The 11,081-nt window shown below is 74.3% G+C and carries 11 protein-coding genes; 5 read left to right on the forward strand and 6 right to left on the reverse strand.

Annotated elements, in window-relative coordinates:
- Nucleotides 1–43 precede the first annotated feature (43 nt).
- Genes ACH4EB_RS06650 through ACH4EB_RS06660 form a run of 3 tightly spaced genes read left to right on the forward strand, consistent with a single transcriptional unit; the run spans nucleotide 44 to nucleotide 1,751 of the window.
- Nucleotides 44–589, forward strand: coding sequence for an RNA polymerase sigma factor (locus tag ACH4EB_RS06650; RefSeq protein ID WP_398346227.1), 546 nt, complete (start codon nucleotides 44–46; stop codon nucleotides 587–589).
- On the forward strand, nucleotides 580–1,299 hold the full coding sequence (locus tag ACH4EB_RS06655; protein WP_398346228.1) for an Asp23/Gls24 family envelope stress response protein: 720 nt from the start codon (nucleotides 580–582) through the stop codon (nucleotides 1,297–1,299). Before ACH4EB_RS06650 ends, ACH4EB_RS06655 begins: the two co-directional genes overlap by 10 nt.
- Nucleotides 1,296–1,751: an Asp23/Gls24 family envelope stress response protein gene (locus ACH4EB_RS06660; RefSeq protein ID WP_398346229.1), complete on the forward strand. Its 456-nt coding sequence runs from the start codon at nucleotides 1,296–1,298 to the stop codon at nucleotides 1,749–1,751. Before ACH4EB_RS06655 ends, ACH4EB_RS06660 begins: the two co-directional genes overlap by 4 nt.
- Before the next feature lie 76 nt (nucleotides 1,752–1,827).
- Here ACH4EB_RS06660 and ACH4EB_RS06665 read toward each other — a convergent pair whose 3' ends face one another.
- A complete protein-coding gene (locus ACH4EB_RS06665; protein WP_398346445.1) occupies nucleotides 1,828–2,856 on the reverse strand; it encodes a DUF1266 domain-containing protein in 1,029 nt (342 codons plus the stop codon).
- Between the two features lie 124 nt (nucleotides 2,857–2,980).
- On the opposite strand from ACH4EB_RS06665, the gene ACH4EB_RS06670 reads away from it, so the two are divergent.
- Entirely contained in the window at nucleotides 2,981–3,922 is a 942-nt protein-coding gene (locus tag ACH4EB_RS06670; RefSeq protein ID WP_398346230.1) for a class I SAM-dependent methyltransferase, read from the forward strand.
- Nucleotides 3,923–4,225: 303 nt separating this feature from the next.
- On the opposite strand, the gene ACH4EB_RS06675 is transcribed toward ACH4EB_RS06670, so the two are convergent.
- The 5 genes from ACH4EB_RS06675 to ACH4EB_RS06695 all read right to left on the reverse strand — a co-directional run bounded on the left by ACH4EB_RS06675 (nucleotide 4,226) and on the right by ACH4EB_RS06695 (nucleotide 9,894).
- Nucleotides 4,226–4,549 (reverse strand): SH3 domain-containing protein, encoded by a 324-nt coding sequence (locus ACH4EB_RS06675; RefSeq protein ID WP_398346231.1) that lies wholly within the window; start codon nucleotides 4,547–4,549, stop codon nucleotides 4,226–4,228.
- Between the two features lie 229 nt (nucleotides 4,550–4,778).
- Entirely contained in the window at nucleotides 4,779–5,609 is an 831-nt protein-coding gene (locus tag ACH4EB_RS06680) for an aldo/keto reductase (protein ID WP_398346232.1), read from the reverse strand.
- A 78-nt stretch (nucleotides 5,610–5,687) separates the two neighbouring features.
- Nucleotides 5,688–6,719, reverse strand: coding sequence for a hypothetical protein (locus tag ACH4EB_RS06685; RefSeq protein WP_398346233.1), 1,032 nt, complete (start codon nucleotides 6,717–6,719; stop codon nucleotides 5,688–5,690).
- Nucleotides 6,720–6,896: 177 nt separating this feature from the next.
- The gene (locus ACH4EB_RS06690; protein WP_398346234.1) at nucleotides 6,897–8,699 is read right to left on the reverse strand and encodes an AMP-dependent synthetase/ligase; all 1,803 of its coding nucleotides are present in this window, start codon (nucleotides 8,697–8,699) and stop codon (nucleotides 6,897–6,899) included.
- 304 nt (nucleotides 8,700–9,003) lie between these two features.
- A complete protein-coding gene (locus ACH4EB_RS06695) occupies nucleotides 9,004–9,894 on the reverse strand; it encodes a LysR family transcriptional regulator (RefSeq protein WP_398346235.1) in 891 nt (296 codons plus the stop codon).
- Nucleotides 9,895–10,032: 138 nt separating this feature from the next.
- On the opposite strand from ACH4EB_RS06695, the gene ACH4EB_RS06700 reads away from it, so the two are divergent.
- Entirely contained in the window at nucleotides 10,033–11,079 is a 1,047-nt protein-coding gene (locus ACH4EB_RS06700) for a bile acid:sodium symporter family protein (protein ID WP_398346236.1), read from the forward strand.
- The last annotated feature ends 2 nt before the right edge of the window (nucleotides 11,080–11,081 follow it).

An 11,081-nucleotide genomic window follows, 5' to 3' on the forward strand; every position in this document is an offset into this window, starting at 1 on the left:
CCGTCTCCGGTGAACAGGGACAAGGAACGGAAGGAGCCGGTGAGTGCCCGAACCCAGCGACGCCCTGCTGGCCGTACGTGCCGGGGAGGGGGACGAGGGGGCCTTCGAGGTGCTCGTGCGCCGCCACAGCGCTCAGCTCCTGCGCCTCGCCACCCGGCTGCTCGGCAGCCGCACCGACGCGGAGGACGCCGTGCAGGACGCCTTCGTGAGCGCCTGGCGCCGCATCCCGGAGTTCCGCGGCGACGCCTCCTTCGCGACCTGGATGTACCGCATCGTCACCAACCGGTGCCTCAACCTGCTGCGGGCCCGCAGACCCACCCAGGACCTCGGCTCGGTGCCCGAGCCGAGCGCGCCCGAGCACGCCTCGTCACCGGTGCGGGCGGCCGAGTCGACCGCCGCCGTCGAGGCGCTGATGCGGGCGATGGACGGCCTCACCCCGGAACAGCGCGCCTGCTGGGTCCTGCGGGAGCTGCACGCCCTGCCGTACGAGGAGATCGCCGCGGTGGTGGGCATCAGCCATCAGGCGGTCCGTGGCAGGGTCTTCCGAGCACGCCGCTATCTGACGGAGGCGATGGGCGCATGGCGCTAGGCGAGCACGACGACCCGATCCTGCCCTGCGGCCGCGCGCTGTCGTCCGTGTGGGAGGAGCACGAACCGGCCCCCGCGGGCCCGGGCGCCGCCGGTCCGCCGGCCGACCCGCACGCCGCCCGGTGCGCCTACTGCCAGGAGGCGCTGGCGGGCCTCGGCGTACTCGACACCTACGTACGCGAAGCCCGGCAGGCCGCCGCGGCAGCCGCCCGCGACGAGGACGACCGGAGCGCCGAACGCTTCACGGCCCGGGTGATGGACCTGGTCAGAACCGAACTCCGCCCGGGGCGGACGCTGCCGCTGGGCGACCCCGAGGACGACGCGTGGATCACCGAGGCCGCGGCGGCGAAGTCCTTCCGCGCCGCCGCCGAGACCCTGCCGGACGTGCAGGCGGGAAGCTGCCGGGTCACGCTGCTCGCGCCGCACGGGCCCATGAAGGTGGCACTGGAACTGGCGGCCGGGTACGCCTGGCCGCTGCCCGTGCTGGCCGACCGGGTACGGGAACGGGTCCGCGCGGTGGCGCGGGACGGTGTCGGCCTGGCGGTCGAGGAGATCGACGTCACGGTCGTCGACCTCATCGGGGGAGAGCCGGGCCGCGTCGGGACCGGCGGCTCCGGGACCGGCGGCGACGGCCTGGCCGTCGACGGCCAGGACACCGACCGCCCGGACGCCGACGGCCGCCCGGGGGCCGGCGAAGGGAGCAGGCCATGACCCAGGTCATGAGCGGCGACGCACCGCTGCACGCCGCGGTCCTGCGGGCCGCCGCCGGGGCCGCCAAGGACACGCCCGGCGTCGCCTTCCTCCGGCCGGGCCTGGGCGAATTGCTCCGCGGCACGGTGGCGCGACGGCCGCTGCCTGCGGGCGGGGAGGCGCCGGCGACGGGCACGGCGGTGGCCGGGGACACCACGGCCGGGACCGGGAGCGGTCCGCCTTCCCCGGCCGGGCGGACCGGCCGGGTGGCCGGCGTACGGGCCGACCGGGGGCCCGGCCCCGGGCAGTGGCGGATCCGCGTCCACCTGGCGGTCCGGCGCGGCCACCGGGCCCTGGACGTGGTCCGCGCGGTCCGGCCACGCGTCACGGCGGCGGTCGAGGAGGCGCTGCGGACGGCGGGCGAAGCCGCGCCGGCGGTCACCGTGACGGTCACCGTCACGGACATCACCTGACGCCGGTGCCCACGGGCGCTCGGCCCCGACGCCCGGCCGCCCCGCACCCCGGCACCCGGCGGTCCCGGGCACCAGGTCAGCCGAAGGGCAGATTCGCCCAGGGCGAGGCCGGGTCCTGGCCGAGCACCCGGTGGATGTGCACCGCTTCCTGGTACGCCGGGCCGAACCAGCCGTTGTCGAAGGCCAGCACCCGTCCCAGGGCGTACCCCGCCGAGAACTCCTGCCAGCCGCCGTACGCCGCGCGCGCCAGCTCACCGGCGCGCAGCACGGCCTGTTCGGCCTCCGGCGGCGTGCAGTAGCGGGCCCCCAGGCCCCAGCGGACGAGGCCGACGGCGTGCGCGTAGTCCAGCGCGACGAGCGACTTCACCCGTCCGTCCGCGGGCAGCAGCCCGTCCGCACGGAAGCGCTCCTCGTACTTCGCCACCAGCTCCGGCACCTTCGCGGTGCCGTCCTCGTCCTCCGCGCCGTTACGGGCGCGCAGCGCGGCCTCCGTCTCGGCCGGCACGAACCCGCCGTCGAGCAACTGGCCGAGGCGCTGCTGCCAGGAGGCCGGATCGGCGACCGACCACTGCTCGTGCAGCAGGTGGGCATCGGCCGCGTAGTCGAGGAAGGCGGTGCCCAGCTCGTTCCACGGCACGCTGTGGTGCACCGCGATCGGGGCGCCGCAGGCGAGTGCCTGGGCGAGCGGACCGTGCAGCGGACCGCCGAGGTGGGTGGTGAGCAGCCCGCCGGGCCGGACACCGACCTGGGCGCGGATCCGCGTCCAGGTGCCGCGGTGCGCGGCGGAGGCCGGCAGGTACGCGGCACACGGCGTGCCCGGGTTGACCGCCAGCTTCCACTTGTCGTTCGGCCAGTCCTGCGCCAGCTCCTCCACCGAGACCCGGTCGAAGAGCTGCTGGGGATGCCACGGCGGCAGCATGCCGCGGGTCGTCACCGGGATACACGTACCGCCGCCGGCCGGGTCCTCGTAGACCGGCAGCGGGTCCTGGCCCTGCTGGGGCACCAGCAGATACAGGTCCTCGCCGGCCACGGCCGCGACCTGGCCTTCCCAGTCGCCACGCGCACCGGCCTCACACAACCGCCGTTCCGTCTCGGTCGGCGGTATCCATCCTGGAGTTCCCACGGACCAGAACCTTACGGTGGGCGGCCCGGCGGGCCGGGAGGCGGGGTGCTTTGCCGGATCGGCAAGGATGTTTGCCTTACGGCACGGCCTGTCGGACGCTCACGCCATGACGGACCACCAGCACGGCACCACCGCCCCGGTACCCGACCACGCGCACGGTACGGGCCACGGCCACCACCACGACAGCGCGCACATGGACTGGGACGCGCTCGCCGCCCACCTCGAAGGCGAAGCCGAGTTCCAGACACCGCTCCTCGAACAGGCCACGGCCTGGCTGCGGGACCTGCTGACACGCTCGGCCGGCCCCGGACCCGACGCGGTCGGCCGGGTGCTCGACGTCGGCAGCGGCCCCGGAGTGACGAGCTGTCTGCTCGCCCACGCCTTCCCGCGGGCCGAGATCGTGGCGGTCGACCCGACCGAGGCGCTCCTCGAACGCGCCCGGGAGCGCGCCGCCCGCCTCGGTCTCGGCGACCGGTTCCGTACCCAGGTCGCCGAACTGCCCGACGCCATCGACGGCATCGGGGACGCGGACCTCATCTGGTCCAGCAAGGCCCTGCACCACGTCGGCGACCAGGCGGCCGCCGTGGCCGCGCTGGCCCGCCGGCTGCGGCCCGGCGGGCTGCTCGTGGTGTCCGAGGGCGGCCTCGCGCCCCGGATGCTGCCCCGCGACTTCGGCATCGGCCGCCCCGGCTTCCAGACCCGCCTCGACGCGGTGCAGGACGACTGGTTCGTCCGGATGCGCGCCACACTGCCCGGTGCCCGGGCCGTCGTCGAGGACTGGCCCGCCATCCTGACCTCCGCGGGCCTGCGCTCCCCGCTCAGCCGCAGCTTCCTGCTGGACCTGCCCGCCCCCCTGGACCCCGCCCAGCGCGCGCAGGTCACCCGGCAGCTCTCCCGCTTCGCCGAGGTGATCGGCGACGGCCTGGACGAGGAGGACCGCGCCACCCTCGCCCGCCTTCTCGACCCCACCGACCCGGCCGGCATCGACCACCGCCGGGACCTCTTCTGGCTCTCCGCCCAGACCTTCCACACCGCCCGGGCGGCCTGACCGCACCGCCCCCCCCGCGGCGCGTGCCCGTCGCCGTGCCCGCCCGTCCCGCCCTGGGAATGGCGGGACGGGCGACGGCACCGGTCGGCCGCCGCCCCCCGTGGGCCACGTCCACGCCGTACCGCCTCGCGCCCCCGTCGGCGTGCTCGCGTGCGGTGGTGGGGATCGTGGCCGAGCGGCGGCCGGCCGGTGCCGGGCGGGGTGGTGGCCCTCCCGGGCCGGGAAGACCCTCCACCACCCCGCCGTGTGATCGGCCCGCCGGCCCGGTGCGCGGGCGTGTGGTCCGGGCCGGCGGGCCGGGTCTCAGCAGTTCAGGTAGGCGACGTGGATCCACACGCCGGTGCGGCCGCCCCAGAGGTCACCCATGATCCAGGAGCCTTCGCGGCCCCGCGCGTTCATCTTCTGGCCCCTGTTCACCTGACCGAGGACCGGGTAGTTGGTGCCCGGACCGCCGCGGTAGTTGACGCCGTTGTCGTTGACCGTGCACACGACGGCCTGGACGGCGGGCGAGGCGGCCTGCCGGGCGGGGGCCGAGCTGGTGGCGGCGGTGGCCACCGTGCTGCCGGCCAGGGCGAACGCGGCCGCGGTGGCCGCGAGAGCGGTGGCGGCGCGAGGGAAGCGGATCATGTGGGTCTCCTCCGTTGTGGTGTCACTCGGTGCGCCGGGGCCGTCGGCTGCCCGGACCCGGCACCCCTGACCTTCGTCCCGCGCCGTGCGGCGGGCCAAGGGGTTTCCCGTCCCCTGCGGGCCGTGGGAAACCGGGAAACCGTGCCGGAGCCGGAGTGCGACGACGCCGCCGCCCGGAGGGGCGGCGGCGTCGGAGGAGGAGATGCCGCACCGGGGTCCGGGGCGGACCTCAGCCGTTGAAGGAGTCCGGGTGCGCGCCCAGGCGCGTGCCCGTGTCCAGAGCCGCCATCGCCGCCATGTCGGCGTCGTCCAGCTCGAAGCCGAAGACGTCGATGTTCTCCTTGATCCGGGACGGGGTCACGGACTTCGGGATGACGACGTTGCCGAGCTGGAGGTGCCAGCGGAGCACGATCTGCGCGGGGGTGCGCTCGTACTTCGCGGCGAGCCCGGTGACGGTCGTGTCCTTCAGGAGGTCCTTGCCCTGGCCCAGCGGCGACCAGGCCTCGGTCGCGATGGCGTGCCGGGCGTGGAAGGCGCGGGCCTCGGACTGCTGGAGCTGCGGGTGCAGCTCGATCTGGTTGACCGCCGGGACGACGGACGTCTCGCCCAGCAGCCGCTCCAGGTGGGCGGGCTGGAAGTTGGAGACGCCGATGGCCTTGGCGCGGCCCTCTTCGTAGATCTTCTCGAACGCCCGGTACGTGTCGACGAACGTGTCCTTGGCGGGCATCGGCCAGTGGATCAGATACAGATCCACGTACTCCAGGCCCAGCTTGGCGAGGGAGGTGTCGAAGGCGCGCAGGGTCGAGTCGTAGCCCTGCTCGTCGTTCCACAGCTTCGTCGTCACGAAGAGCTCGTCACGATCGATGCCGGAGGCGGCGAGCGCCTTCCCCGTGCCCTCTTCGTTGCCGTAGATCGCGGCGGTGTCGATGCTGCGGTAGCCGGCTTCCAGGGCGCTTCCGACGGCCGCGTGGGCCTCGTCGTCCGGCACCTGCCAGACGCCGTAACCGAGCTGCGGCATGGTGACGCCGTTGTTGAGGGTGAGATGGGGGACCTTGCTCACGAGCGGTTCGATCCTTAGGTCGTCGTGCATGTTCTCCAACGTCAACGATCATCCGGTACGGAGCATTCCCGCGCACCCTCAGTGCGTGTCGGCGAGCGTGGGTGCGGGGGGCGTGGAGGCCGTGGGTACGGGCCGCGGGCGGGGGGCCGTCTCCGCCGCGAGGGTGAGGGCGCCGAGGCAGAGCACGACCAGCCCCGCGACCAGTTCCAGAGCGCCCGCCAGGCCGGGCAGGCCGCGCGCGGGGGACGCGCCGCCGCCGGTCAGGGCGTCGGCCGCGGTCCACGAGAGCCACAGCGTTCCGCCCCACGCGAACACCGTGGCGGAGCCCAGCCAGGCCAGCGCGAGCGGCACCCGCGTACGCAGCCGGCGCCAGGCGCCCCGGCGGGGGAACAGGAGGGCGGTCAGTCCGGCCGCGCCGGCCAGCGACAGCAGGCCCTGGACGACACCGGACGCGGCCGTGACGGCGCTCCGCGCGGACAGGGCCGCCGCGCCGGCGCCGGCCGGCATGCCGAGGCCCCACAGCACGTCGACGACGCCGAGTACGGCGAGCAGCAGCGCCGCGGGAACGCCGAGCAGCCGCCGCGCGGCCCGTACGCCGGGGGCGGGCGCGGGCACGGCCGCCAGCCGCCTGCGCAGCAGCGCGCCCCAGCGCCGGTGCGCGTACACCGAGAAGGCGCCCAGCAAGGCGCCGCCCTCGACGATGAAGGCGCCGTAGACCACGACGAAGACCCAGGGCTGGAGGAAGTCACCGGACGTCATCGGGTTCGCCGTGCCGGTGAGGGCGGCGACGGCGGAGCCGGTGGGCACGGCGAGCATCAGGGGAGTGAGCAGCCCGGACGCCGTCCACAGCGGCAGGGCGAGCAGCCAGGCGGGGGCGCGCAGGCCGAAGGGGCGGGTGAGCGTGTACGCGACGGCGGCGGCGACGGCGTCCATGAGGAAGGTGACGACGTTGGCCGCGATCCAGGCGCCCCGGCTGATTCCGCCCAGGTCCACCACGCCGATGTCGTGACCCAGCACCCACACCAGCTTGAGCAGGAGGTACGGGGTGCAGGCCGCGACGGCGATCCGGCCCAGGAGGACCTGGCGGTCCGTGCGCTTGTCGGTGTTCATGCGTACGAGCCTTCCGGCGGCCCGGGAGCGGCACGTCCGGCCGCGGGATGAACCGCCTCCGCCGCACGGGGGAGGGGCGTACCGGGGCGGGCGCACGGAGCGGGACGCAGGGAGAGGGGCGTACAGGGAGGAGACCGTACGGGCGGGACACGCTCCAGGCGCAGCCGTGGCACCGCCTCACGTCCGGTACAGCGCCTCCACCTCCGTCGCGTACGCCGCCTCGATGGCCTTGCGCTTCAGCTTGAGCGACGGCGTCAGCAGGCCGTGCTCCTCGCTGAACTGGTGCGCCAGTATCCGGAACGTACGGATCGACTCGGCCTGCGAGACCAGCGTGTTGGCGGCGACGACGGCCCGCCGGATCTCGGTCTCCAGGTCCGGGTCGTGCACCAGGTCCGTCGGCGGCAGCTCCGGCTTGCCGCGCATGGCGAGCCAGTGCGCGACCGCCTCCGGGTCCAGTGTCACCAGCGCGGCCACGTACGGGCGGTCGTTGCCCACGGCGATGCACTGGGCGACGAGGGGGTGGGCCCGTACCCGCTCCTCCAGGACGACCGGGGAGAGGGTCTTGCCGCCGGAGGTGACCAGGATTTCCTTCTTCCGGCCGGTGATCGTCAGATAGCCGTCCTCGTCGAGCGCCCCGAGGTCTCCGGTGGCCAGCCAGCCGTCGCGCAGGACGGCGTCGGTGGCCCTGGCGTTGTTCAGGTAGCCCTGGAAGATCTGGCCGCCGTGCAGCCAGATCTCGCCGTCCTCGGCGATGTGCACGGTGGTGCCGGGGACGGGGGAGCCGACCGTGCCGAAGCGGGTCCGCTCGGGCGGGTTGGCGGTGGCGGCGGCGGTGGACTCCGTCAGGCCGTACCCCTCGTAGATGGTCACCCCGGCGCCGGCGAAGAACAGCCCGAGCCGGCGCGCCATCGCCGAACCGCCCGACATGGCGTGCCGTACCCGGCCGCCCATCGCCTCCCGCACCTTGCTGTAGACCAGCTTGTCGAAGAGCTGGTGCTGCACGCGCAGCGGGGCGCCGGGCCCGGACGCGGTGCCGAACGCCTTGTGCTCCAGCGCCTCGGCGTAGCGGACCGCCACCTCGACGGCCTTCTCGAACGGGCCGAGCCTGCCCTCCGCCTCGGCCTTGCGCCGGGCCGCCGCGAAGACCTTCTCGAAGATGTACGGCACGGCGAGGATGAAGCTGGGCCGGTACGACTGGAGGTCGGGGAGCAGGGCGCCGGCGGACAGGTCGGGCTGGTGGCCCAGCTTGACCCGGCCGCGGACGGCCGCGACCTGCACCATCCGCCCGAAGACATGGGCGAGCGGCAGGAACAGCAGGGTGGACGCCTCGTCGCCGGGCCTGGAGTGGAAGACGGTCTCGTACCGCCGCACGACGTTGTCGGCCTCCGCCATGAAGTTCGCGTGGCTGATCACGCAGCCCTTCGGGCGCCCGGTGGTGCCGGAGGTGTAGATGACCGTCGCGGTCGCGTCCGGGGTGACCGCCATCCGGTGGCGGTGCACCACGTCGTCCTCCAGATGCGCGCCCGCCGCCGTCAGTTCGGCGACCGGGTCCGCGTTCAACTGCCACAGGCGGCGCAATTGCGGCAGCCGGTCGATGACCGAGCCGATGGTCATCGCGTGGTCCTCGTGCTCCACCATGCAGGCGGTGACCCCCGCGTCGTGCAGCATCCAGAAGACCTGCTCGGCGGACGAGGTGGGGTACAGCGGTACGGACTGGGCGCCCACGGACCACAGGGCGAAGTCGAACAGGGTCCATTCGTAACGGGTACGGGACATGATGCCCACCCGGTCGCCGAAGCGGACGCCCTGCGCGAGCAGCCCCTTGGCCAGGGCCAGCACCTCGTCGCGGAACTGTGCGCTGGTCACGTCCCGCCACCGGCCCACGTCGTCCTTACGCGCCAGCGCGGCCCGGCCGGGGTCCGAGTCGGCATGATCGAATACAGCGTCCGCCAACCCGCCGACGCGGGGCGCCGTCGCCAAAGGTGGGACGGTGAACTCGCGCAATGACCCAGCTCCTCGACGTGCTTCTCACAGGGCCGAGACCGTACCCCAACACCGCGGCGCGCGGGAGGGGCGTCCTGCCCGGCGGGCGGGTGGCATAGTCGCTGGTCATGAGGTGAAAACGGGCTACTCCGGAGAAGCCCGGACATCGTCGGGGGCGGTACACCCCCGACGATCACGGTGCCGGGACCGGATCTGCACCAAATCTCTCCGAAAGCGTCTGATCAGGGACCGGCCGGGCCCGTCCGTCCCGGAGCCCCGGCGGCCCGCCGCGGCCGTGCTCCTACGGGAGCTGCAACCGGTCGCCGCCCGCCAGTATCGCGTCGGCCAGGGCGTCCGCCGGGCCCCTGGCCGCGCCGTCCCGCTCCCCGTACAGCAGGACGAAGTCCACCCCGCCGAGGTCCGGCAGCCCGGCCCGGGACGGCACCCGGACCAGGCCGGGCGGGATCATGCCGAGGCTGTGCGCCATCACGCCCAGGCCCGCCCGGGTCGCCGCGATCAGGCCGTTGAGACTGCCGCTCGTACAGGCGACGCGCCAGTCGCGGCCCTGCCGCTCCAGCGCCTCCAGCGCGCGGGCCCGGGTCACCGCGGGCGGCGGGAACACCACCAGCGGGACCGGCCGCCGCGCGTCCAGCCGCAGCCGGTCCGTGCCGACCCACACCAGCCGGTCGCGCCAGACGAGCCGGCCGCCGGGCGCCCCGGCCGCCGCCCGGCCGCGCGCCGGGCCGGGGCTGCGCTTGGCCAGGACCAGGTCGAGGCGGCCGGCCGCCAGCAGTTCGTGCAGCGTCCCGGAGAGTTCGACCGTCAGCTCCAGGTCCACCTCGGGGTGGGCGCGCCGGAACTCCTCCAGCACCTCCGGCATCCGGGTCAGCACGAAGTCCTCCGAGGCGCCGAACCGCAGCCGGCCGCGCAGCCGGGTGCCCGTGAAGAAGCCCGCGGCCCGTTCGTTGGCCTCCAGGATGGTGCGCGCGAAGCCGAGCATCGCCTCGCCGTCCTCGGTGAGGTCCACGGCGTGGGTGTCCCGGGTGAACAGCCGCCGCCCGGCCGCGTCCTCCAGCTTGCGCACGTGCTGGCTCACGGTGGACTGGCGCAGACCGAGGCGGTGCGCCGCCTGCGTGAAGCTGAGCGTCTGCGCCACGGCGAGGAACGTACGCAACTGGACGGGATCGAACATGGCCCCAGCCTAGCCGCACCCATCACGGAACATGATGACAGTCACCACGGTAAGAGGGCTTCCCGATGGCCGCCGCGCCAGGCAGGCTGGAGAGGGCACCGTCCACCCGCCTCCTGCACCGACCCGCGAAGAGAGAACATGCGCCGCCCTCGCCTCACGATCCCCTCCCGGCTCCCCGTGGACGGATTCATCCTGGCCCTCGTCGGCACCGTCGGCCTCGCGATGCTGCTCCCCGCCCGGGGCACCGCCGCCACCGTCGCCGACGACGCGTCCACCGTCGCCGTCGCGCTGCTCTTCTTCCTCTACGGCGCCCGCCTCTCCACGCGGGACGCGGTGGACGGGATGCGCCGGTGGCGGCTGCATCTGACGGTGCTGGCCTGCACGTTCCTCATCTTCCCGGCACTGGGGCTGGCCGCTCGCGGCCTCGTTCCGTACGTCCTGACGCAGCCCCTGTACACCGGCCTGCTCTTCCTGTGCCTGGTGCCCTCCACCGTCCAGTCGTCGATCGCCTTCACCTCGATGGCGCGCGGCAACGTCGCGGCGGCGATCTGCGCGGGCTCCTTCTCCAGCCTCGTCGGGATCGTGGTGACCCCGCTGCTGGCGGCGCTCCTCCTGGGCGGCGACGGCGGCGGGTTCTCCGCCGACTCCCTGGTCGCGATCGCCCTCCAGCTCCTGGCACCGTTCCTCGCCGGACAGTTGCTGCGCCGCTGGACCGTCGGCTTCCTCACCCGCCACAAGAAGATCCTCGGACTCGTCGACCGCGGCTCGATACTCCTCGTCGTCTACAGCGCCTTCAGCGCGGGCATGGTCGCGGGCATATGGCACCAGATCTCGCCGTGGCGCCTGCTGGGCCTGCTGGCCGTCGAGGCCGTCCTGCTGGCCCTGATGCTGACGATCACGTCCTACGGCTCCGGGAAGGCCGGCTTCGCCCGCGGCGACCGGATCGCCATCACCTTCGCGGGCTCGAAGAAGAGCCTGGCCGCCGGACTGCCCATGGCCAGCGTCCTGTTCGGCGCCCAGGCCGGGACGGCCGTGCTGCCGCTGATGCTCTTCCACCAGATGCAGCTCATGGTCTGCGCGGTCCTGGCGAAGCGGTACGCGGCCCAGGCCCCCGACGAGCCGGGGACCGGGGCGGCGCCGGAACCGCAGCCGCGCCGGAGCGGGACCGTGGCCCGCGTGTCGTGACC

Source organism: Streptomyces sp. NPDC018045, from assembly GCF_044327445.1.
Lineage (GTDB): Bacteria > Actinomycetota > Actinomycetes > Streptomycetales > Streptomycetaceae > Streptomyces.